Raw genomic sequence first — 24,481 nt, forward strand, 5'->3', positions numbered from 1 at the left:
TCATGCGGGGTCGGGCTGTTATTTTTCTACTGTTGTTCCCAGTTAGCCTTTGATCGATACAATTGCGGCAAATCATCCATAGTTTTTTGCATGGGGCGGCTCAGACTGTAACAGGCTTTTTTCTGTTGATAATAAATACCGAGGGGTACGGGGTAATCGGGGAATTGCAGACTGGCCAAACGCATGGCAGCCATAAAGTCAGACGGATCATGGCGGTATGTGTCAGACAACCCTTCATGATAAGTCTCTATCTGTAAAGCGTGTTCATGGCTCGATAACATCTTTACCGGATCTGATCCAAACAATAAAGGTTTGCCCTCTTCCAGCAAAACGGTATTATTTTGGCGATGTGCTTTCAGAGCAAACGCGTCAAACGCCGCAGGATTAAAAATATTACAATCCTGGTATATTTCCACAAAGGAACAGCCGGGATACTCATAAGCTTTTTTCAACACGCCGGCGAGATGGCCGGGATCTTTATCCACAGCCCGGGCAACAAAACCCGCTCCGGAAGCCAGGGCAAATATCAGCGGATTAATCGGTGCATAATCCACACCTTGCGGAGAGGTTTTCGTGATCTGACCTTGACGGGATGTCGGTGAAAATTGCCCCTTGGTCAAACCGTACACCTGATTGTTAAACAACAGAATATTGATGTTGACGTTACGTCTCAGGCAATGCAGCAAGTGATTGGCACCGATACTTAACCCGTCACCGTCGCCGGTAATAACCCATACAGACAGGTCATCACGCATGGCCTTTAAACCGGTCGCCACCGCCGTGGCTCTGCCATGAATGGTATGAAATCCGTAGGTATTCATGTAATACGGCAATCGGCCGGCACAGCCTATACCGGATACAAACACATGCTGTTCCGGCGCCAGGCCCAATTCCGGCAACAGGCGTTGCAAGGCGGCCAGAATGGCGTAATCACCACACCCCGGACACCAGCGAACTTCGTTATCATTGACAAAATCGTCTCGCTTGAAGGTATTATTCATGATGGCATTCCGATTTAATGGCATTGACCAAACGACTGACGGTAAACGGCTGTCCGTTACATTGGTTGATGGATTTGGCGTCAATCAGAAATTCCGCCCGCAATATCCGGCATAATTGACCCGTGTTTAATTCGGCCACGAACACCGTGCCAAACTTCGACAATATCGCTCCTAACTCTTTAGGCAAGGGATTTAAATGACGCAACTGTAACAAAGCGATGTCCAGTCCCTCTTCCCGACATTGTCCTACGGCGGTTTTCAAACTGCCGTAAGTACTGCCCCAGCCGACCAGCAAAATATCGGCCTCCTCCGCGCCTTCAAGGACAAGAGGAAGATAATCATCGGCAATTCCCGCTATTTTTTTTGCTCTCAGGTTTACCATAGTCTGGTGATTGTCGGCGTCATAGCTCACCCGCCCTTCATCACCCTGTTTTTCCAGCCCGCCAATCTGGTGAATAAACCCTGCTGATCCGGGTCTGTTCCAGCTTCTGGCTAATTTATCATCCCGTTGATAGGGCCTGGAAAAACGATTGTATTGAATCACCGGCATATTCAGTTTTTCGGGATCAGGAATTTTCCACGGTTGCGCGGCGTTGGCAAGATAGGCATCCAGCAGCACGATAACCGGAGTCATGTAACCGGTCGCTATTTGAAAGGCCTCAATAATGGTGTTGAAACAATCGGCCGGAGACCGGGCGGCAAGCACCGGTAGAGGCGCTTCACCATGACGTCCGTACAATGCCTGTTGCATATCGCTTTGGCCTGTTTTAGTCGGCAACCCCGTCGACGCACCTGCGCGTTGTACATCAATCAACACCAATGGCAATTCAGCCATGACGGCCAGTCCCAGACTTTCGCTTTTTAAATCAAGTCCTGGCCCTGATGTGCAAGTCAATGCGAGGCATCCGCCATAGGCTGCGCCTACGCAGGCGCAGATGGCCGCAATCTCGTCTTCCGCCTGCAATAGCTGTACGCCGTAATCTCCGAGTTTGGCGCATTCATGTAAAATCGCCGAGGCTGGTGTTATGGGATAGCCTGAAACCAGAACGGGTGTCCGGGTACCGGCGGCCACAGTAGCCAGGGCAAGACCGACGGCTTCAACACCGGTGATCTGGCGATACTCGCCCTCTTCCCGATTCACCTGCCCCAGCATAAAATGCTGACGTGCCAGTTCCAGAGTCATGGCATAGTTATATCCTGCCATCAACGTCTGTTCATTGGCCCGGGCAATCGTTTTGTCGCTTTTAAATTTGCCGTTGATAAAGGAACGGCACCAGTCAGGCGGCAAATCAAACAGCCACAATATCATCCCGAGAACATAAAAATTTTTGCATTTTTTCGCCTGGGAGTGATTAACATCCAGATTGGAAACTGCTTCGAGAGTCAATCGGATTAACGGTACATTGATGATTTGATAATGTTCTGCCGCTTCATCAAGAATATCGCGGGACAGGCCGGCCTTTTTCCAGTCCTTGTCGGTGAAGCTGTCTTCATTGATGATCAGCAGTCCCCCTGGCCGAAGATAGGCCAGGGAGTTTTTCAAGGCGGCGGGATTGAGGACAACCAGAACATCCAGCGTTTCACCGGCGGTAAAAATGGCTTGTTCCGCTATAGCCAGTTGAAATCCGGACACCCCGGCAACCGTGCCCGCGGGCGCTCGTATTTCCGCGGGAAAATCCGGCAAGGTTCTGACATCCCGTCCGGATAAAGCGGCGGTAATGGTTAACTGCTCTCCAAGCAATTGTACGCCATCGCCGGAGTCCCCTGTAAGACGGATAACAATTGCGTCATTCTTTGCCATAATGTCGTGCTTCCAGCATGAGCTGGCGCATGTGTCTCACTGCGTCTTTTAAACCACAAAACAAAGCGCGGGCAATGATAGCATGGCCAATGTTTAGTTCGTGAAACTCCCTAATCGCCGCTATGGGTTTTACATTATGATAATTCAAACCATGTCCGGCGTTCACAATTAATCCGAGACTCGCCGCATGACCGGCGGCTTCCCTGATGCGCTGCAATTCATAATCCCGGGTCTCGTCATCCTGTGCGTCCGCATAGGCGCCTGTATGAATTTCAATGACCGGCGCACCCACGGCGATCGCCGCGTCGATCTGCCGATAATCCGGATCAATAAATAACGACACTTCGCTACCGATGCCCTGCAGCCGCCTGACCGCTTTTTTAACCGCGTCAAAATGGCCCAATACATCCAGTCCCCCCTCGGTAGTCAATTCTTCACGTTTTTCGGGAACTAGGCAACTGTGTTCCGGTTTAATCTCTTCAGCAAAATCAAGCATCGCATCGGTGACGGCCAACTCCAGATTCATCCGCGTTTGTAACACGGATTTGATTAATCGCACATCGCGAGCCTGAATATGGCGCAAATCCTCGCGCATATGTAACGTGATACCGTCAGCGCCGGCTTCTTCCGCCTCCATAGCGGCCTGCACGGGATCAGGATAGCGGGTACCCCGAGCCTGCCTTACCGTTGCGATATGATCAATATTGACGCCAAGTAGTATGTCATTACCCATAGTTCACCATAAAATTACAAGCAAATTGCCTTCAATTATGACGTTAAACACGTTTCTCATCCAGATTCCATGAATTAAATTTTTATAGTTTCTCGTAGCCCGTCATGAAGGCAACGCCGTAATTCGGGATAACTGCTTAGCCTCTATCCTGTGATCGTAACCGCAACAGTCACGATTTTAATTTCTGTACCCCGAGAAACAACGTCCGTGATTTTAGTTCACGTCCTCCCAGCATATGATCAATGGCCTGGCGCATAATCAGTTTGGCCGTTTTTAATACCTGCACATCATCAAGCCGGCCCCGGGCGAATGACAGGATGTCTTTTCCGCTTAGTCCTTTCTCGGCCCTGACTAATCCTTTACCGGCAATAAAATGATAACAGGCTTGCTCCTCAATGAACCGACCTGAATCCGCATCCTGACCCAACTCCAGAAAATAACCGCACGCAGCCAGTAAAGCCACTTCAAACTGCCGCAGTAACGCTTCAATAGCCAGCCGGTTGTTGCTTATGGACAACCCCTGCAGGGTGCGATAATAACGGTCAAATAAACCCGAATGGCTATCGGATGGCGCCAGGGTATGGAAAAGCAACTCGTTAAGATAAAGTCCCGCAAAAAGAGACAGTCCGCTTAACGCCATCGATGCCGAAACATTTTCAAGGCTCCTGACATAATGCCAGTCATTACGGCTATCCACAGCAACCCATAATCGGGTAAAAACCTGTAGCGCGGCCTGTCGTTTCGGAGTTCGTCCACCACGGTATAGACAGTGCAGGATACCCTGTTCCCTTGTAAAAAAAGTGACCTGAGTGCTGCTGTCTCCGGATGGACGCTTATGAAGAAGCCATGCCTCATGGTTTTCAGTAGTCATAGCCAAGCTGTTTTAGCATACGCTCATCATCCGCCCAACCTGATTTGACTTTACACCAGCATTGCAGAAAAACTTTTTTCCCCAGCAATTGCTCCATATCCAGACGGGCCCCGGTAGCTATTTCCTTTAATTTTTGACCTTTTTCACCAATAATGATTCGTTTATGGTTTGGTTTATCAACAAGAATCAGGGCATGAATACGTATCAACGCGTCTTCTTCCTTAAATGATTCAATTTCAACCGTTGTCGAATAGGGTAATTCCTGACCGCACAACCGGAATATTTTTTCCCGTACCAGCTCCGAGCATAAAAACCGCGTTGATCGATCCGTGACCTGATCATCGCCAAACAAATGCGGCCCTTCCGGCAGAAATGGCCTTAACTGTTGCTGCAATTGCTCGACCTGCACCCCGGTTTTAGCCGATATCGGGATAATCGCAGCAAAAGCGTGATGCTGACTTATTTTTTCTATCCAGGGCAACAATTCTTTTTTATCGGTGATCCTGTCCACTTTGTTGACCGCCAGAATACAGGGAATCGACGCTTTTGCAATCAAGCCCAGAACGTACTCATCCTCGTCATTCCAGTTCATACCGTCTACAACCATGACCGCCACGTCCACATCCCTTAAAACACTGATGGCGGTTTTATTCATCAGGCGATTCATCGCTTTTTTGGAGCCTTGATGAATACCGGGGGTATCCACATAGACAAATTGATGTTCATCAGCCGTATGAATACCTAAAATGCTATGCCTCGTTGTCTGGGGTTTGCGGGACGTAATACTAAGTTTTTGCTGCAAAATACGATTAAGCAACGTCGATTTGCCCACATTCGGCCGGCCCACCAAGGCAATATATCCACAATAATCTGTCATTAAGCGTTAATCCTGCTGTTTATTTTTAAATCATTTTAACATGCCGGTTTATAAAATTGCCAACATTAAAGAGATAGCATAACGCATTTATACCGGAATAAAATGGCTTCACCAAACACGGCCTTAAATTTTTATGACAGGATAGTAAAATAACTTGCCAAATATAAGCAAAACTGAGTACTGTCGTAATAAAAAAGATCATGGATTGACTTCAGGCGACGCATGCCAAAATACAAAACCATAGATGGTGGAAAACACCTGGTTGTCCCCCTCGGGATAAAACCATACAAACATCAGGAAATACCGAGCGTCACAGGCTCTGCCATCAGTATTCAGGCAGGAACGGTTCTCTACGGCTATTACAATATGGATTACCGTTTACCCGACGGAGACCTGTTAAGGCTGCTGGCAAACCATGACAAAAAAACCGTACAGATTATATTGCTAACCGGTGATCCGGAGAAATTAAAAAAACTCCCCGGCCAAAGAACCTCTTCTCTGGCAGCAAACGCCATTGCCAGCCTTAATCGCTACTGCATCCGCTCCGAAAGCTACAGCAAACCCAGAACCGAGGCACAACTTGCCAAATTTCAACTGGTTAATCAAACGATTCGTTCATTGAGCAAACTGCTCGCTCGTGAACGCAGGCTCGCCCCCAATGACTGGGCCGGTCAGGAAGCGTTACGCCACGAGGTGCTCACCCTGATTGAGCAATGCCGCGATCAAAACCGTCTGGTAAGCGTTAATCCGATAATTTCCGAGGGCTCGTTAGGAACGATGCTGTACGAAGCCCGTCAGGCGGCTCAGCATTACGAATTTAACCGCGTCTATCCGGTATCAAGAATTGACCAACTGGATTTCACCCGCGTCAAACAAAAACATCCCTCCCGGCCGACCTGTTTTGTATGGGATAGCGAACTTCATATTGGCCAAAATGAAGAAGGACTTAATAACGCCATACGTGTCATCTGCGAACAGTACGGATTAGTCCCTGCACCGGAACTCAGCGATATCCCGGCTAACCGATTCAAACGGCTGGAATTATTTTTCCATAAACTATGGCTGGACGGTTACGACTGGATCAACTACCTGGCCAACCATGAGGAAACCGCACAGGCCGTATCCACCGAAAAACGTCCGGACGGTTTGGCTATTTCCAAAATCAAGCCTTACTATTGCCTGGAAGGTACAAGCCAGAAAGGCTTTGCCAGCCTGCCGGAACTCGCCGCGCAATTCACCGGCACAGACTATCAAGGCATCATGGCGTCTTCCTTGTCACAAGCCTGGCAGCTGCTCACCTTGCAAGCCAACGGCCACTGGGCCAGGCTGACGGGCTGCCGACAAATCGTTATCCGGCTTGGCGATGATTTGGCATTGCTTAATTATTTTGAGGAAAACGGATTATTTTACCCTCTGCCAAGCGGCCAGGACTTGTATACATTAAGCCAGATCAGCAAACGCCATCTCTATCTTCCGGAAAAATTCAAACTGCAGTTAAGGGCTTTTGCTTCCCGCATTCCACCATTTTTCAAATACAGCTATCAAAATCTGAAGCGGTTTGTCACCCATGACTTATATAAGGAATTTACCAGTCATGTTCATCATGATCATCCGGAAAAAATAGAAACACCCCCGGTGGAACCCCCTGATATTGAACCACCGCCCCGAGGATATGACGCCTCCATCGAGGACATTCTCATTGGCCGGGGTTTACTCCATAGCGGACAAACCCTTGAGCAGTTTGTCAGGGAACAAATGGCTGAAAATCCTTACGTCATTGCCCGGGAACAGCATCCTTCTCCACCGCCGCTCTATACCAACCCCTTACACCGTAGTCTTGATGTTCTGAGACATATTGCCGGTTTTTTTGTTGATGTCAGTGAAAAAAATCCCATTATCGGAACCCTGGCCATGGCGGCCTATCTCTATGGGGCCGGCGCAGTTATTGCCCCACAAACGTTGATTGCCGTCCTGACCAAACTGCATTTGAGCGGATTAATAAGCGGTATCCGGCCTGCGCAGGCGCTGGGGCACTGGATGAGTCATGGCACGACATCCGAGGCGATATCTTCCGCAACAACATTATGGCAAGGCATTGTTATCGGCGGCGATCTGGATCAGTTTTTTATCAAGGCAGTCAGTGTGTTACAGGATGATCCTGCGGAAGTGGCACTTATCATCGCATTGGCTCTCAGTCTGGGGTACGGTCTTTGCAAAACGTTTCCATCCCTGCAGGAAGAAATGGGTCCATTCCCGCTGCCTAATTACGCCGCGCTTGGCGCCAAAGGTGGTGCGGCTATTTACGACACGATCGTACACCCAGGTGATGACTGGTTGCTGGGTACCATCAAATGGCTGCTCAAAGCCGTTGTAACCACCGGTAAAATAATTATTGGCCCATTTGTTGAAGGGTATTACTACGGTTATGAAAAGGGGTTTCTCAACGGCCTGAAAAAGAGTGTCCGCCAGTTTATCCTTTCCATGAAACAAATAGTCGCGGGCCTGGTCGATTTTGTGCTTGTGGTAATGACCATTCCGTTTTTAGAAATCAGTGCCATGGCCATTCACGTGCCGTTTCGAGGTCTCACAAACTTCCTTAGCAAACTCTTCGCTTTTTCAGGCCACTGGCAGCCTACCGGACAAATATTGCTTGATTTTGCCACACGAACATCAGGCTGGAACTACCTTCCTGGATTTCGCCTTTCCCCTCTTTACGGATTCAGCAATCCATTGGGCAATTACAGTCAATCTTTTGTCTTGAACCTGTTGTACAACGCCGGGATGCTGCTTTTTTTACCCCCCCTGCAATTATTAAAAAACTTTGTGGTATTGCCTCTTGTTGACACACTTTCCTTTCTGACCCGAGCAACCTTGACCTTGCTCAATCCCGTCAGTCGTTTGCTTGCGTTTTCAGCAGGCACCTTCCTGACCAAAGCCGGTTTCATCTGGGATAATTCCATAGGCTATCTTTTTCGAGGCACTGCCAAAGCAATCCTGCTAGGCAGTAATTTGCTGGCATCGGAAGCCGGCGAGCTAAGGCTTTCCTGCCTTGAGCTCATCCAGACGGGACGAAGAGCCTTGTACGACTGGGCTTTTGCGAAGGACGATCAAAACACGCATGTCATCAATACGGATCGCGATTATTTCATTGAAAAGCCCATACGTTTGGAGCAATTACCACACGAACAGGATCACTGCTTGCTGGATAAACTTCTTCACCGGCAAAAAAAGTCCGGAAGCTCACCTGCCCCCGCCTTTTTTGCAAAACCGGACAAATCAGCAGCCAAAAACGGAACTCTCAAGCCAGACAAAACACAGCATTCCATCGAAACGGCATCCCCGGAAATGGCAACGTCCCGCTCCGATCCGGAAAAATATGTTACCCTGTCGGTTCACTCATAGTGAAGACGGGATATGGTACTTTTCAGTTTCTGCTTTTTTTTATTACTATTTGTAATCATTGGTGTTTTTTCCATTCTGGAAAATAAACACACGTCAGACGATTACCTGATCGCAAACCGCAACGTCAAACCATGGATGGCCGCATTATCCGCCGTCGCCACCAACAACAGCGGATATATGTTTATCGGCATGATTGGTTTTACCTATATTGCCGGACTCTCATCCATATGGCTGCTGGTCGGCTGGATTAGCGGTGATTTTTTAAGCTCTTCATTCATTCATAAAAAGTTGCGGATCCAGACGGAAAAAAAGAATGCCATTAGTTATGCCAGTCTGCTCAGCTATTGGCAAGAGACGGATTTCCGATGGATGAGAATTCTGGGTGGTGTCATTACCGTGCTCTTTCTGGGAACTTACGCGGCCGCGCAATTAAAGGCCGGTAGTAAAGCCCTTTATGTCATGTTCGGATGGGATTATTCAGCCGGAGCTATCATCGGCGCCCTTATTGTACTTGCCTATTGTTTTGCAGGAGGGATCCGGGCCTCTATCTGGACAGACGTTGCGCAATCATTCGTGATGATTACGGCGATGACGATACTGTTTTTTACTTCACTGGCGGACGTTGGGGGGATAAAATCATTCCTTGTCCAATTAAATCAGGTATCTCCCGGATACTCCGATTTTTTCCCGTCCGATATGTTTTTTGGGCCTTTTCTCGGGCCAATTCTCTTAATCCTGGGTTGGTTATTTGCGGGATTTGGTGTCATTGGCCAACCTCATATCATGATTCGCTTCATGGCTATTAATAATGCCGACAACATGGGACGCACCAGAACTTATTACTACATCTGGTATACCTGTTTTTATCTGCTGACTTTCGGTACCGGTTTAATGGCCAGGTTGCTGATGCCGGACGTTGGTATTTTTGACGAAGAGCTGGCCTTGCCGCTACTAGCCAAAACGTTATTATCCGACTTTTTTGTCGGCCTGATTCTAGCCGGTTTATTTGCGGCAACCATGTCCACGGCCGACTCCCAAATATTAAGTTGCACCGCGTCCATCAGCCAGGATCTTAAGCTAAATAAATCCAACGCCTACTGGCTTAATAAACTGATTACTATTGTGGTCGCCGTCCTGGCCCTGTCTATCGCCCTTCATGGCAATGAAAGCGTATTTCAACTGGTTTTGATCGCCTGGTCCGCACTGGCCTCGGCCTTTGCCCCTTTGCTGACCGTATACGCGCTGGGCGGCAAACCCCGGCAATCAACTGCTATCGCCATGATGCTGACGGGTCTGGCCGCCATGCTCTGCTGGCATTACCGGGGTTATAGCGAGGACGTTTACGAAATCATGCCGGGTATTCTTGCTGGCTTCATTCCTTTCGGACTGCAAACGGTGTGGGAAAAATGGGAGGAACATCAGCACCGTGCTGGTTACAACCAGAATGACCACCCCGGTTAAATTTAGTTCTACCCAAGACCATTTTGGTTATTGAATAACCATTTTCATCGTGTATACTATTAGAAACAAGCCGCAAGAGTATGGTTATGCCCGCAAAAACCCCCAATACATCGGAACAACAAAAACCGTCTTCCCCGACAGACACCGAGGCACATGCCGCACGACAATCTTCCGAGGAAAAAATCACTTTTGACCTGAAAACGACAGAGGGCAAACAAGTCAGTCTAACATCCAGACAACTGGAAAGCTGGTTTGCATCCATAGAGCGACAAAATCTGCAAGGAAATAAAAAAAATACGCTGGCTCCCAACCCGGACTTGCAGCATGAGCAAAATGATCCTTATCTTGCCGCACAATTTATTGGTCGTTATGGCATTAAATCGTCAAAAGATATCATCACATTCCTGAAATCGCCGGCAGGCAAGGCCACAAAAACTCTGATTGGAGAACAACTGGCGGAATTGGCCGCCATGAAGGATTTTCAGCGTCAACAATATCAAACGGCAGCGATAAGGCGCCATAATTTATTAGCGTTTCTTTTAATGGGATTGCTTTATAACCGCATCGCCAAAGCTAAACATGCCAGGGAAATACTCAGGGAGATGGATGCCGAACTTGAGAAAAGCCGGTCCAGTCAGGAAAAATCGACCGCTTCCAGCACAAAAGAAAGCAAAAACCCATACAGCGAACTGTTAGCCTCGTACGAAGCATCCCATAACGAGGTACAAAATAAACTGAGTGACAAACTACTGGAATCGGAGCAACTGGAACAAGACATCATTGCTCTTGAAAACCAGGGAGATAATATTGATCTCCGCTACGATACCTTTGAAGATCACCTCGGGCAACTCGATGACTATCTGCAATTGGCCGACACCGATCATCCCGGGCTCGACAAGCAGATTGATGAACTGGAACAACAGATTCAAGCGTTGCAAAAACAATTATCCTCTTCGGAAACCGGCCCTGAGGCTCGATTAGCCATTACCGGGAGTGAAGCAACAGGGGAACATTCTCCTATCTCCCGTGAACACCCACGCGATGTCGAGAAAAAAATAAGCCGATTGCAGGAAAGAGCGGCGTTCCTTAAAGAACGGCAGTCATCCTACTCTCCCAAAGAGCGTCGACAACTTATAGAAAGCAGACTCAAACAGCTTGAGGAACAACTGGATAAGCAAGTCACGGAAATTGACAGCCTGATTGAACAGGGTCGCGATGAAGAGGCGATGAAGCGCCTTCATGAACACAACGGACTACATATTCAGGCAGCCGGTTTGAAGGACATGCTTGATGTGGTGAAAGACCCGGAAGAAAAAGGCAAAAAAATACTGTTTAACTCCGAAGGCAAACAAGTTCATTCCTTTAAAGACGCAGACTTTATTGTTGCCAACGATAAAAAAATTGTGAAAGGCGAGGATGGCAAATTTTACCTGCTGGGCGCCAGTCAGGATATAAATTCCATGGAGCAGGAAGATCGCTTGAAGGCTCAAAAAGAATTTGAAAAAGTACGTCCCGAAATTTCCAGTTTAAAAAATCTGGTACAGCGCAACAAAACACTGGAAAAAACGTTCCATACCGAACGAATGCAGACCATTACCGGGCAAAGTGACAATCTGCAAAAGGAAATACTGGATCTTTCCAACCAGTTAACGCAGTTGCAAGCGGCACAAGCCAGTGTTGCCAACAAAATAAGTCAACTGGACAATCCGTCGGCCAACCCGAACATGACGCCGCTGCCGTCCACTCCGACACCTACACCTTCCATGGCCAAAATTCCCCGTGTTACCCCACCGGAAAGCTACAGGCATGTGCTGAATTTATTACGACATAATCCCAATCCGTCCCCCGAGATCGTCAATCAACTAAAAGGCGCGCTCAGTTCAACGGCAACCATGTCTAATGAAGCGTTTATGAAAGAACTTAATAAGATCCGACCGGGTATGCCAGGCAGTGATCTGGCTATGCAAAACATGTTGAAAAACCTGGAGCGTTTCGGAAAGGAATCACGCAAACCCAACGTGGCTCCCCCTACGGGACTGGATTTGGACAGAGCCGCGTCTCCCTTAAGAACAACGCCGCTGTCTAAACCGCGATGATGGATGGCAGATCTCCGGGTTTATTGACAAAATTATCTTTACACAATTTTTTGCAAAGTACCGGTAGCCCGCAAGGAGGACTGCGGCCGTATTGCGGGTTTCATGCTCCAATATTGCGGCAGGGGAAACAGGTGAGCGCCCAAGTGAACGTTGTCCCGCATTTCGGCTTCGCCTTCATGACGGCTACATGTTTTTTGTATATATACCGTAGCCCGCAAGGAGGACTGCGGCCGTATTGCGGGTTTCATGCTCCAATATTGCAGCAGGGGAGCAGGTGAGCGCCTGAGTGAACGTTGTCCCGCATTTCGGCTTCGCCTTCATGACGGGCTACATGTTTTTTGTATATAAACCGTAGCCCGCAAGGAGGCCTGCGGCCGTATTGCGGGTTTCATGCTCCATATTGCAGCAGGGGAACAGGTGAGCGCCTGAGTGAACGTTGTCCCGCATTTCGGCTTCGCCTTCATGACGGGCTACATGTTTTTTGTATATAAACCGTAGCCCGCAAGGAGGACTGCGGCCGTATTGCGGGTTTCATGCTCCAATATTGCGGCAGTGGGAAACAGGTGAGCGCCTGAGTGAACGTTGTCCCGCATTTCGGCTTCGCCTTCATGACGGGCTACATGTTTTTTGTATATAAACCGTAGCCCGCAAGGAGGCCTGCGGCCGTATTGCGGGTTTCATGTTCCAATATTGCGGCAGGGGAAAAAGGCGGGCGCCCAAGTAAACGTTGTCCCGCATTTCGGCTTCGCCTTCATGACAGGCTACATGTTTTGTGTATATAAACCGTAGCCCGCAAGGAGGACTGCGGCCGTATTGCGGGTTTCATGCTCCAATATTGCGGCAGTGGGAAACAGGTGAGCGCCTGAGTGAACGTTGTCCCGCATTTCGGCTTCGCCTTCATGACGGGCTACATGTTTTTTGTATATAAACCGTAGCCCGCAAGGAGGCCTGCGGCCGTATTGCGGGTTTCATGCTCCATATTGCAGCAGGGGAACAGGTGAGCGCCTGAGTGAACGTTGTCCCGCATTTCGGCTTCGCCTTCATGACGGGCTACATGTTTTTTGTATATAAACCGTAGCCCGCAAGGAGGACTGCGGCCGTATTGCGGGTTTCATGCTCCAATATTGCGGCAGGGGGAACAGGTGAGCACCTGAGTCAACGTTGTCCCGCATTTCGGCTTCGCCTTCGACAGACTACAGAAAACTTGTCTTTTGTCGAAGCGAATTTTTAAGCTAAATTAATTGCAATTTGCAACCGATAAAAGATAAGTGCACGGTGCCTGGCTCTTGCTAAGAAAGCCTAACTCTTCTAACATTAATGATTATTGCTGGCCGCAGGCGAAAAATATGCAAACAGATAAATTATTTGGTAATCAGTCCTTTATTGTAACACTTGATGTGGATACTTACCTTTTTGAGCGGTTAAAACATATTGCTGATGCCGGATTTGCTGTTGTAGAAGTGAACACCCATGATCAAAACCTCTTGAAAAAAATTCTGGAGGAATTTCCCGGCCTTCGCGTGGGCTCAGGCAATGTCATTAATACACAGCAACTGGAAGACTGCTATCAAGCCGGCGTGCATTTCGTATCAAGTCCGGGCTATCTGGCTGCTATCGCACAAACCGCGGCCATCTATTCCATTAATTACCTGCCGGGTATTGCCACCATCTCGGAGGCTATGCAAGTTATTTCACTGGGCTATCATCAGGCCAGACCCTATCCGGCGACCTTATCTTTTTGTACCTTGTTAAATAAATGCCTGCCTATGCTCAGACTTTTTCCTGCGGAAGTGGAATGGGAAGAAGCGGAACATTATCTGAGTTTACCCGCGGTTGCGGCCGTGAGTATTCTTAATCCGGAAACCAAAATGCTTGATATGCTATCGGCCGGGGTTCTTGCATAGATCAAGAACCAGCAAGATAGCTCCCACACAGATAGCACTATCGGCAATATTAAATATATACCAGTGATGGTTTTTATAGTACACGTCGATAAAATCAATCACATGGCCAAGAAAGGCGCGGTCATACAAATTGCCTACGGCCCCGCCTAATATCAGACTCACTGCCATAGACTGCAAAATAGCGTCTTTTTTTAACCTGGCGAGCCAGATGATCAGAACCAGACTCATCACCACGCTGAATGCGGCGAAAAACCAGCGATGCCAGTCGCCCGTTCCGCTTAAAAAACTGAATGCCGCGCCGGTATTATAGGCAAGCGTCAAATTCAACATGGGAAATACCGGCGTAGCCTGATAAGGGACCAAATACAATTCAGCCAGATATTTGCTAATCTGATCAGCAACCAGTACGGCAAGACTGAGTAAAAACCAGGGCCATTTTCTCATGCAAACCGCCTGATTTCATCGTCACCGCTGATATTATCAACGCATCGCTGGCATAATTCACGATGTTCGGAAATATGCCCCACTTCTTCACGTCTATGCCAGCAGCGGGCACATTTTTCAAACTCGATCACGTTAATAGTTATAGCAATACCTAATTCCTTGCTTTGAATAGCATCCTTTGGAGCATCCTCAACGGGATGCAAAACAGCGGCCGACGTTATCAGCAGGAAACGTAATTCCTCGCTATAGGGGCTGAGACGATCCAGTAATGACGATGGTACATACAGATGCACCTCTGCCGCCAGACCGGAGCCAATTCGTCCTTGCTGACGCGCCATTTCCAGCGCTTTGTTTACTTCATTACGTACCGCCTGCAATTGTTGCCAGAAATTCGTATCCACATTGTCAATCTTTGGCCATGCCTCATACCACCGGGTAAGAAATACCGATGCTTCCGATTTAAAAGGAATAGCCTGCCATATTTCTTCCGCGGTAAATGACAAAATCGGCGCCAGCCAGCGCGTTAAGGCCTGGATAATATGATACATGGCCGTCTGACAGGAGCGTCTGGCTTTGCTGTTTTTTGGAGTGGTGTACTGGCGATCCTTAATGACATCAAGGTAAAAACTGCCCAAATCCACGGCGCAAAAATTATGTATTTTTTGATAAATCACGTGAAAATGATAATTCTCATACGCCTTCAGAATTTCCTCCTGGAGTTGCTGGCAACGTTTGATAGCCCAGCGATCCAGCTCCACCATGTCATCCGGCGCAACATGATGTTGTTCCGGTTCAAAATCAAATAAATTGGCCAGTAAAAAACGAGCGGTGTTGCGGATCCGGCGATATGCGTCGGCATTACGTTTAATGATTTCATCGGAAATACTGACTTCATGCCTGTAATCGGTCGAGGAGACCCATAAACGGATAATATCGGCACCATGCTGGCTCACCAGTTTATCCAGAGCGATATAATTGCCTTTGGATTTGGATAGTTTTTTTCCATCGGCATCCACGGTATAACCGTGGGTCAATACCGTTTTATAAGGAGGTTGACCGTTCATGGCAATGGCCGTTGTTAATGAGGAGTTAAACCAGCCGCGATGTTGATCAGAGCCTTCAAAATAGATATCCGCAGGATAACCAAGCGCCTCATTTTGTTTAAGAACGGCGTAATGCGACACGCCGGAGTCAAACCAGACGTCCAGAGTATCGGTAACCTTATCGTAACGATCGGCGTCTTCTCCCAACAATTCGCGAGCATCCAGATCAAACCAGGCGTCAATACCTTTCTGCTCCACCAGTTGAGCGACCTGTTCGATCAGGGCTTCGGTATCGGGATGCAACGCCCTGCTGACCTTGTCAACGAACAAGGGAATAGGTGTCCCCCAGGCTCTTTGCCTTGATACACACCAGTCCGGTCTGGTTTCTACCATGTTGGCGATACGAGCCTTACCCCATTCGGGTACCCAGGTCACCTGGTCGATAGACGCGTATATGGCTTGCCGCAGTCCGTTGGCATCCATGGCAATAAACCATTGCGGCGTGGCCAGAAAAATCATCGGTGTTTTATGGCGCCAGCAATGAGGATAGCTGTGGTTAATGATCTCGCTGCTTAACAAGGCTCCGCGTTCTTTTAATACCTCTATAACCTTGTCGTTGGCTTTCAACACGTGCAAACCGCCGAATAACGGTACATCATCAGCATAACACCCGTTTGCCATGACCGGATTAATCAGCGGTAATTGATAGGCTTGTCCAACCTGATAATCGTCCGTACCATGAGCCGGGGCGGTATGTACGCAACCGGTACCCGAATCCGTGGTCACGTGCTCGCCGAGAACAATCGGCACGGAGCGTTCATAGAACGGGTGCTGTAACGTTATTTTTTCAAAGCCCGCCCCCTTGCTTTTTCCACAACGCCGGTACGTTGCGATACCGTATCGATTCATCGCCGATTCCACCAGTTCCGCAGCAAGCAACAGGTAATTGTCACCGGCATCGACCAGTTCGTAATCCAGCTCAGGATGCAGACATACCGCCTCATTGGCGGGTAGTGTCCAGGGCGTCGTTGTCCATATAGGGACAAGCACGGGTTTAATCGGCAAGGTATTTGAGATGTTTGCCAGAATTTGCGAGGCGTCGCTTGCCTGAAAAGCCACATCAATCGACGGTGAATTTTTATCCTCGTAATCCACTTCCGCCTCGGCCAGCGCAGAGGCGCAATCGATACACCAGTGTACCGGTTTAAACCCTTGCTGCAAATGACCATTGGCTATGATCTGACCTAACGCGCGGATGATATTGGCTTCATAGGTGTAATTGAACGTCGCGTAAGGCTTATGCCATTCCCCAAACACGCCCAGCCTTTTAAATTCCTCGCGCTGAATATCAATCTGACTGGCGGCGTAATCGCGGCATTTCTGGCGAAACTCCGCAGCGCTGACTTTCACTCCGGCTTTCCCCACCTTCTTTTCCACATTCAATTCAATGGGCAACCCATGACAATCCCAACCGGGAACAAAAGGCGCATCGTATCCGCTTAATGTTTTGGATTTCACAATAATGTCTTTCAGAATTTTATTGAGCGCATGCCCGCAATGGAGATGTCCGTTGGCATAGGGAGGCCCGTCATGCAGAATAAAACGTTGTTGTCCTTTACGCGCCTGCCGGATTTTTTCATAGATATTACCAGACAGCCAATCCGCCAGCATCGTGGGTTCACGCTGGGCCAAGCTCGCTTTCATGGGAAAAGCCGTTTCCGGTAAATTCAGGGTTTCTTTGTATTCTGCCATGCGCCTACTCTGTTATCGCGTTAAGTACCAGACGGCCCGAGACAAATTTTGCTTTGGCCGTCACAACATCGTTATGAATTTGATCAATCAATTCTTCTACGGATGAAAATTTAATCTCATCTCTTAATTTGTGCAAGAAATAAACTTGTAAAAATTCGCCATACAAATCGCCCTTAAAATCAAACAAGTGAACTTCAAGAACCACCTTGCTGCCATCCACCGTCGGGCGTGAGCCCAAATTGGCAACCCCATTCACCCGCTCGCCATTTTGACGGATCACCTGCACACAAAAAACCCCTTTCAACGGAATATTGTGCCGCTGCATCGCCAAATTGGCCGTAGGAATTCCCCATTGCCGGCCTCGTCCCTCTCCTGCCAAAACGCGCCCGCACAAACTAAACAGCCGCCCTAAAAGCACAGAGGCCTGTTCCAGATTTCCCTGCGCTAACAATTCCCTGATTTTTGTGGAGCTGACCCGCAAATCCCCTACCCTATGATCCGGAAAGGTTTCCACAACGCAATGATTATGTTCAGCCTTCTGCGTCAACAGACCCGCATCGCCCCGACGCCCACGGCCAAAACGAAAATCATTACCGACCAGCAAGTAGCGGGCTTGCAGCAGGGAAAAGAAATACCGCTCGATAAACGCTTCCGGTTCCAGTTCCGCCAGTTGTTTATTGAAACGCAGACAATAAACAAAATCAATTCGATTGCGTTTGAATTGCGCCAGTTTTTCACGCAAGGTGGTCAGACGAGCCGGAGCGTTTTCCTGTTGAAAAAACTCGCCGGGCTGCGGTTCAAACAACACCACAACAGCAGGCAAGGATCGCTTCCTCGCCTCGGCGTAAAGCCTGCCCAGCAACGCTTGATGTCCTGTGTGAACTCCGTCGAAATTCCCGATGGTTACGACCGCTCCGGTCGCAAACAAGGAAGGATTAAATGAACCGCGTAACAGCTTCATGCGTATTGATCAGAAATAAAATAGAGATTATAGCGGGTTTCATCACGATTGAAAAACAAGTATAGGGCGTCAGGTTCAAAGTGAACACTTAATATTCACAATGACAAATATCATGTATACAATGCCCTCACGTCAAACCAGATAAAGGATCCGTGAAATGGGTAATAACAAAAATCAAGGTTCAATACCACACGAGAAAAATACGGAGAGTCATGATGAACGGATCGATCCGCATACAGCCGGGAAAATAGCAACGAAACTCACATTAGAAGAAACAGCACGTATTTCCATCACTTCCCATCAAAATTATCTGATATTTCAACCTTTTCTGGCTCAACCACCCCTGGCCGCTGTGGTGCAGGCATCACCCGATAAATTAGAAAACCTGGTAAAAAAATACTCCCCTAACATCTTATTCGCAAAAGGAGAAATAACTGATCCTTTAAATCAGGTGGTTTATCATAACGTTTCAGCCTACCAGCTTATGACTTTTCTTTGCGACGACGATATGCAGGATAAAATAGTGCCGTTAATACCCGAGGACATGATTGACAAGTGTCATGAACAGGATTCTGAAATGGATTGCGGCGGTTGTGATTTAATCAAGATGGTTGAGGATCCTGAACAGGTGATACTCAACGGTTTTAAAGCGCTGACTGAGTTTAGAACAACGTATACGATTACCGTAGCCCAACAAAGTGGCGACTCATCAATCCTGCAGAATGCGACCCTGCCATTACTGGAAAATCCTGACGGGATTATTTATTACCACGATAACCAAGGACAGGCGCATTTCTATTACGCGAATCGCCAAACAGAAACCTTACAAAAAATCACACCTCAACCTGAAACACAGGACGACAAAAAAGCATTGGAAGCCTTCTCAAAATCCATGGCTGCCATGGAAAATAATAGCGGACGACGTTCCAGTGACGAAGAACATGCGTTGATAAAAAAAACCATGGGATATCAGTTGATCCGAAAAGGCGTTCATTACACACGAAACAATATCTCCTATCATGACAGCCAAAACGAATTTCGACTGCTTAACGCCTATCGAACCTGTCTTCGTTTGTATGATGACGCGCAAAACGAGGAGCAGAGAAATGCCGCAGACGAGTACTGGCGCGAAAAAGTCGGTAAAGCGCAAGGTGAAGTCATGTGGCTATTGCAGCGACTCTGTCAGGACAGGCAGACTTATGTACCGCCAAACCCGCCTTTGGGAGGTTTCACAAGAGGTCTTTCGGGATCCGACAGAATCGTAATCTATGATATAAAACCAACATCCTGCTTTGGCAAGTCGTTCATGTTAGTTCAAAATGGTCAACCTCACCGGGATTTAGGTTCAAAATACGCCCTATGTACCTCAAAGGATCTGTTTAGTTCCAGCGTTTTCTCCAAAACAAGCTACCAGGTACCACTCACTACCAAATACAGGAAAACAACGATCGAACGCGATCTGGTTTATACCGCTCGTCTGGTTGAGCAGGCCAAGAACGCTCAAGCATTGAAAGTGGAAAAAAAGTTACAAATAGAGTCCATCAATTCCAGACACGGATAGTCATGGCAAAGAAAAAAGCACCGGTTTTTAATAACCGGTGCTTTACGATTAATCCTTGTCGGAGTCGACATGAGGCCTGACAATAAGGACGTCGCATTCGGCGCCATGTAAAATGGCATTGGCCGTAGAACCCAGCAACAAGGCCAAACCGTGTTTGCCATGGCTGCCTGTCACTATCAAATCAATTTTTTTCTCCTGGGCAACCCGTAGAATTTCATTCTTCGTGGAGCCAAACTCAATCATGCAATGCGCATCATCAACGCCCAATTTTTTAGCAAGGGCAGCCAGTTCCTTCTCTGCTTGCTCCCGTATGGAGACTTCCACTTCGGCAAATCCTGCAAATCCAGGATAGGCATAGGCCGGGATTGGTTCCACCACATGAACAAGCAGCAAATCCGCACCGTTCTCATCGGCAATTTTCTTGGCTTTCTCAGCCGCCCTCACGCCCACCTCATCAAAATCGGTGGCAAATAAAACCCTTTTGTACATAACTCTCTCCTTGACATCAATGTAAACAGCTATAGTGTTAGACTAGCAGAAAACAAGGTAATTTCCCATATCATCAATACCTTGCGACAGGCAAATCTGTACACATTTTCTTGTAAAAGAACCGTAGCCTGCAAGGAGGCCTTCGGCCGTATTGCGGGTTTCATACTCCAATATTGCAGTAGAGGAAAAGGTGAGCGCCCAAGTAAACGTTATCCCGCATTTCGGCTTCTCCTTCATGAGGGGCTACAGGAAACTATCAGGTTCCGTAAGCAAAAATGGTGCGCCGCCTGAACCCTCGTATTTTGGATTTTCTCAGGTATAATTGTGCATGAATGAAACATAGGGGTGTCTTCACATCATCGTGACGGCTGAGATCATACCCGTTGAACCTGTACGGATCATGCCGGCGTAGGGATTGTTATTATGTTATTAGATATTTCAGGCACTCTGGCCTCTTTGTTAGCTACATGGCTATTTATTCGGATTAATCGAAAAGCCTGGTTGGTGAGTATGCTCGCAACCATACTCAACGCATGGTTGTATTGGCAGAAAGGTATTTATGCCGACATGACCCTTGAATCCTTTTATTTTATCAGCACCGGTTATGGGTGGCTAACATGGCGGAAACCCCATAAAAACCAGCCTGGCGAAATATCCAATCTGACAGGGATGCAATGGATCATACTTGGGTTTGCTGTACTAATTCTTTTTACGGCCATAATGTGGGTGTTACAACGATACACATCCTCAAACATAGCAAGCCTTGACGCGTTAACCACATCCTTAAGTCTGGTTGCACAATGGCTTATGTGTTACAAAATCACGGCTACCTGGATACTATGGTTGATAACAGACGCGATTTACGCCTATCTCTATCTTGTCAAGGAACTGCCGTTTCATGTGGTGTTAATGTGTGCTTATTTAGCAATGGCCGCCGCGGGATACCGGATATGGGTTAAGCGACAAAAGCAAATATTATCGCTTACTCCCACAGAACCTTTAACTTACTTCTCTTAAACCCGAGACCGGTCGAATCCAGGGTTTATAACGCATGGCTTCCGGCGGCAATTGTTTTATGGCCGCTTTCGCCTGTTCAAACTGACTGTATTCACCGGTTGTCAGCACAAACCATTCCAGACCGCCTCGTTTTGATTTTTTCAATACCACTTGTTCTTTCATACGCGGATGCTTATTGATAAAACGCTCGATATCGGTATAGCTTTGGCTTGCCAGCAACTGGATCGTATAGCGTGAGTGTGGTTTGGACGCTGTGGTAACAAGTCGCGGTAATACAGACGGGGCACTTTCCCGCATTTCCTGCCAATCCAGGGCAATCAGGGAAGAATGTAAAACCGGTTCCGGTTCCGCAGTGCGTTTTGCGATTTCTTTAGGAATAACCAGAACCTTGTCCATAATCACCAGATCCTGATCATCCTCGTCGGGCTGAATATCAAACATTTTTTTTAAGGGAGGAGGTTGGACGGCTTGTCTGACCGCTGCCTGATATAGCGTCGGAATACGACTGACCAGTATTTTATCTTTCTTCACCGTAATTTTATTATTCAAGTTATTTGTCGCAGCAGGACTAGGACTGACTTCCTGAAAAGAGGGAAACAGCATATCTCTGAACTGCTCCTGATTCTGCCAGAAATAACCTGCCGTTAATCCTGTCAAAGCCACACTGGCCGCTATGGAAAAACGTCGGATGAATGATTTGTTTTTCTTATCCTTGTCGTTCGCCCCACTGCCAAAAAAGCTTGCCATGGCATGATTGATTCGGGCGATATCACCGCCTGTCAGTTCATAAAATTGCTTTAAACGCTTGGGCGTCAATGACTTTTCAAGTCGACCTGTTGAGGGAAGGCGATTTAACAGATATGTTTTGACTTCACTCTCACTCAGGGCGCCAGGCTCAATGGTATGAATCAAATTTTTAAATTGATCCCTGTTCAATTCATTCAGATCAGCGACCAGAGAATAATCGGCAACCAGACAAAGATGAAAAAAACCGGAATTACCCTGATTTTTGATAACCTCCAGCACTTCTTTTAAAAAAGAGCCCGGAATGTGTTGCGCATCATCTATAATCACCAGGACATGTGTTTTTCGTTCGGTAACCTGCTCAATCAACGAATCCAGACAAGGCGCCTTATCGATACGCAGATGAAAGGCATCTGCGATATGGGCAAATAATTCCTCTTTCCGGAAAGGAGCGAGGGCCGTCACGGCATGTGATTTGATTTCAGCGTTCAGATGGGTGCGCAGTAATTTGACAAAGGAAGTTTTTCCTCCACCCTGCTCCGCGAGAATCGCCATCATGATGTTGTTAAATAACACCAAATGATTGATAAAATCAATTTTAGACATCCATGAGCCGGGTTTAAACAAAGTTTCCAACTTTGGAATATCTCTGGTAATGGATGCAGCGCCTCTGTTTGCCATGAGTTATTCTCCTTCAACCGCACGTTGTAATACCGTTTGCAGAACCGTGTCGGTTATCTCGTCATCTATATAACAATGACCAACACCCCGCATGAGTATAAAGCGCAACCTGTTATTCTTTATTTTTTTATCCTGGGCCATTTTTGCACGTAAATCATCCGGATTGATATCCTGCGGAATTCGTGCAGGCAGCCCGGCCATCTTCAGCATCTTATCAATCAGGACGACATCGGACCAATCCATCACCCCTGATTCATGCGATAATAACGCGGCGCAATACAACCCTATCGCCACAGCCTCACCATGCAGCCACCGTTGATAAAGGCTGTGCGTCTCAAGAGCATGGGCAAATGTATGCCCCAGATTCAGTAACGCCCTCATCCCCGCTTCACGTTCATCGGCCTGGACAATCCTTGCCTTGGCGCGGCAGCATTCGCCAATAATGGCGGCCAGATCCGAATACTGATTATGCCCTAGTCCCGCATGCAAAGCATCCTGTAACCGCTCGAAAAATTCGCCGCCCTCCAGCAAACCATATTTGATGACTTCAGCCAACCCGGCACGAAACTCTCGTAACGGCAGCGTATGGAGTGTATCCAAATCAATAATGACCGCGTCCGGTTGATAAAAACTGCCAATCATATTCTTGCCAAGAACGTGATTGATAGCGGTTTTCCCACCAATGGAAGCATCCACCTGAGCCAGCAACGTGGTTGGCAATTGAATGTATCTGGCTCCACGCTGGTATGTTGAGGCGACAAATCCGGTAATATCACCAACCACTCCGCCACCCAGAGCGATTAGTGTTGTATCCCGGTGATGATGATTGCTTAATAAGCCATCATAAATTTTATAAAGGCTTTGCTGATTTTTATACGCCTCCCCATCCTCAAGAATAACGCAGTCGCACTGACAATCGGCAAAAACCTTTTGCACAGCGGATAAATACAATGGCGCAACCGTGTCATTACTGACTATCATGACCTGCTTTGAAGTCACGTGGCGGCGCAAAAAATCAGTTTTGGATAACAGGCCGTAACCTATCAAAACAGGATAGGATTTCTCCGGCAATTGAACCAGCACCTCCTGCGACAAATCAAATTTCGCCATATATATATTTAATAATATTGTTAGCAACCGCTTTGACTGTCAATTTATCCGTTTCAAAGCTTACATCGGCCAATTCTTCATAAAAAGGTTCCCGCTCATCCCGCAACATTTCCAAACGCCCTTCCAGATCATCGGTCTGTAATAAAGGGCGTTTCGTATCCCGTTTCGTTCGTTCAAATTGTTGTTGCAGCGAGGTTTTGAGATAAATCACCGTACCACGACCGGCCAGTGCGTTGCGATTTTCAGGAATCATCACAACACCGCCGCCTGTCGCAAGGACAATGTTCGACTTCTGAGTCAGTTCATCGATCACTTTCTGCTCACGCTTGCGAAGGCCTTCTTCTCCTTCCATATCATAAATCCAGGAAATATCGGCACCCGCACGCTCTTCAATCACTTCATCGGAATCAAAGAACTCAAGTTTGAGCTCCTTTGCCAAAGTACGGCCTATGGTACTTTTACCCGCACCCATTGGCCCGATTAAAAATATGTTGCGTACTTTAACTATGCTCATTTTTAATTACATACCTCTT

Annotated in this window: 18 protein-coding genes and 1 riboswitch; of the genes, 6 read left to right on the forward strand and 12 right to left on the reverse strand. The window is 47.6% G+C overall.

Annotated elements, in window-relative coordinates; genetic code table 11:
* Window positions 1-26: 26 nt before the first annotated feature.
* The 5 genes from CKW05_RS09735 to era all read right to left on the reverse strand — a co-directional run bounded on the left by CKW05_RS09735 (window position 27) and on the right by era (window position 5,283).
* Entirely contained in the window at window positions 27-1,001 is a 975-nt protein-coding gene (locus tag CKW05_RS09735) for a 2-oxoacid:ferredoxin oxidoreductase subunit beta (RefSeq protein WP_058482962.1), read from the reverse strand.
* Window positions 994-2,802 carry a 2-oxoacid:acceptor oxidoreductase subunit alpha gene (locus CKW05_RS09740; RefSeq protein WP_058482963.1) on the reverse strand — a complete coding sequence of 603 codons (1,809 nt, stop codon included), beginning with the start codon at window positions 2,800-2,802 and terminating at the stop codon, window positions 994-996. The genes CKW05_RS09735 and CKW05_RS09740 overlap by 8 nt, the downstream gene beginning before the upstream one ends.
* Window positions 2,789-3,535: a pyridoxine 5'-phosphate synthase gene (gene pdxJ / locus CKW05_RS09745; protein WP_058482964.1), complete on the reverse strand. Its 747-nt coding sequence runs from the start codon at window positions 3,533-3,535 to the stop codon at window positions 2,789-2,791. The genes CKW05_RS09740 and pdxJ overlap by 14 nt, the downstream gene beginning before the upstream one ends.
* A gap of 169 nt (window positions 3,536-3,704) precedes the next feature.
* Complete coding sequence (gene recO / locus CKW05_RS09750) at window positions 3,705-4,406, reverse strand: DNA repair protein RecO (RefSeq protein WP_058482965.1); 702 nt, start codon at window positions 4,404-4,406, stop codon at window positions 3,705-3,707.
* Window positions 4,396-5,283, reverse strand: a complete 888-nt coding sequence (gene era / locus CKW05_RS09755) for a GTPase Era (RefSeq protein ID WP_058482966.1) — start codon at window positions 5,281-5,283, stop codon at window positions 4,396-4,398. Before era ends, recO begins: the two co-directional genes overlap by 11 nt.
* Before the next feature lie 222 nt (window positions 5,284-5,505).
* On the opposite strand from era, the gene CKW05_RS09760 reads away from it, so the two are divergent.
* From CKW05_RS09760 to CKW05_RS09780, 4 genes are all read left to right on the forward strand, one after another.
* Window positions 5,506-8,685: a hypothetical protein gene (locus CKW05_RS09760; RefSeq protein ID WP_058482967.1), complete on the forward strand. Its 3,180-nt coding sequence runs from the start codon at window positions 5,506-5,508 to the stop codon at window positions 8,683-8,685.
* Window positions 8,686-8,697: 12 nt separating this feature from the next.
* Window positions 8,698-10,146 (forward strand): sodium/proline symporter, encoded by a 1,449-nt coding sequence (locus tag CKW05_RS09765; RefSeq protein ID WP_058482968.1) that lies wholly within the window; start codon window positions 8,698-8,700, stop codon window positions 10,144-10,146.
* 86 nt (window positions 10,147-10,232) lie between these two features.
* Window positions 10,233-12,242, forward strand: a complete 2,010-nt coding sequence (locus CKW05_RS09770; protein WP_058482969.1) for a hypothetical protein — start codon at window positions 10,233-10,235, stop codon at window positions 12,240-12,242.
* Window positions 12,243-13,588: 1,346 nt separating this feature from the next.
* Window positions 13,589-14,146, forward strand: a complete 558-nt coding sequence (locus CKW05_RS09780) for a beta/alpha barrel domain-containing protein (protein ID WP_058482971.1) — start codon at window positions 13,589-13,591, stop codon at window positions 14,144-14,146.
* Here the strand turns inward: CKW05_RS09780 and lspA are convergent.
* From lspA to ribF, 3 genes are read right to left on the reverse strand one after another with little or no spacing between them, the layout of a single operon-like run.
* Window positions 14,123-14,590: a signal peptidase II gene (lspA, locus tag CKW05_RS09785; RefSeq protein WP_058482972.1), complete on the reverse strand. Its 468-nt coding sequence runs from the start codon at window positions 14,588-14,590 to the stop codon at window positions 14,123-14,125. The two genes, CKW05_RS09780 and lspA, sit on opposite strands and share 24 nt — an antisense overlap.
* Window positions 14,587-17,385 carry an isoleucine--tRNA ligase gene (ileS, locus tag CKW05_RS09790; protein ID WP_058482973.1) on the reverse strand — a complete coding sequence of 933 codons (2,799 nt, stop codon included), beginning with the start codon at window positions 17,383-17,385 and terminating at the stop codon, window positions 14,587-14,589. Before ileS ends, lspA begins: the two co-directional genes overlap by 4 nt.
* A gap of 4 nt (window positions 17,386-17,389) precedes the next feature.
* Window positions 17,390-18,346: a bifunctional riboflavin kinase/FAD synthetase gene (gene ribF, locus CKW05_RS09795; protein WP_058482974.1), complete on the reverse strand. Its 957-nt coding sequence runs from the start codon at window positions 18,344-18,346 to the stop codon at window positions 17,390-17,392.
* 157 nt (window positions 18,347-18,503) lie between these two features.
* Between ribF and CKW05_RS09800 the strand changes: the two genes are divergently transcribed.
* Window positions 18,504-19,907 (forward strand): hypothetical protein, encoded by a 1,404-nt coding sequence (locus tag CKW05_RS09800; protein WP_058482975.1) that lies wholly within the window; start codon window positions 18,504-18,506, stop codon window positions 19,905-19,907.
* Window positions 19,908-19,955: 48 nt separating this feature from the next.
* Here the strand turns inward: CKW05_RS09800 and CKW05_RS09805 are convergent, their stop codons facing one another.
* Window positions 19,956-20,396, reverse strand: a complete 441-nt coding sequence (locus CKW05_RS09805; protein WP_058482976.1) for a universal stress protein — start codon at window positions 20,394-20,396, stop codon at window positions 19,956-19,958.
* A gap of 331 nt (window positions 20,397-20,727) precedes the next feature.
* A riboswitch (TPP riboswitch) is annotated at window positions 20,728-20,828 on the forward strand.
* On the opposite strand from CKW05_RS09805, the gene pnuC reads away from it, so the two are divergent.
* Window positions 20,820-21,413 (forward strand): nicotinamide riboside transporter PnuC, encoded by a 594-nt coding sequence (pnuC, locus tag CKW05_RS09815; RefSeq protein ID WP_058482978.1) that lies wholly within the window; start codon window positions 20,820-20,822, stop codon window positions 21,411-21,413. It overlaps the preceding riboswitch by 9 nt.
* On the opposite strand, the gene CKW05_RS09820 is transcribed toward pnuC, so the two are convergent.
* Genes CKW05_RS09820 through aroK form a run of 3 tightly spaced genes read right to left on the reverse strand, consistent with a single transcriptional unit; the run spans window position 21,396 to window position 24,462 of the window.
* The gene (locus CKW05_RS09820) at window positions 21,396-22,838 is read right to left on the reverse strand and encodes an AAA family ATPase (protein WP_058482979.1); all 1,443 of its coding nucleotides are present in this window, start codon (window positions 22,836-22,838) and stop codon (window positions 21,396-21,398) included. The two genes, pnuC and CKW05_RS09820, sit on opposite strands and share 18 nt — an antisense overlap.
* A 3-nt stretch (window positions 22,839-22,841) precedes the next feature.
* Complete coding sequence (aroB, locus tag CKW05_RS09825) at window positions 22,842-23,948, reverse strand: 3-dehydroquinate synthase (protein ID WP_058482980.1); 1,107 nt, start codon at window positions 23,946-23,948, stop codon at window positions 22,842-22,844.
* Entirely contained in the window at window positions 23,935-24,462 is a 528-nt protein-coding gene (aroK, locus tag CKW05_RS09830) for a shikimate kinase AroK (protein WP_058482981.1), read from the reverse strand. The genes aroB and aroK overlap by 14 nt, the downstream gene beginning before the upstream one ends.
* Between the last annotated feature and the right edge of the window lie 19 nt (window positions 24,463-24,481).

It is taken from the genome of Legionella spiritensis (assembly GCF_900186965.1).
GTDB lineage: Bacteria > Pseudomonadota > Gammaproteobacteria > Legionellales > Legionellaceae > Legionella_C > Legionella_C spiritensis.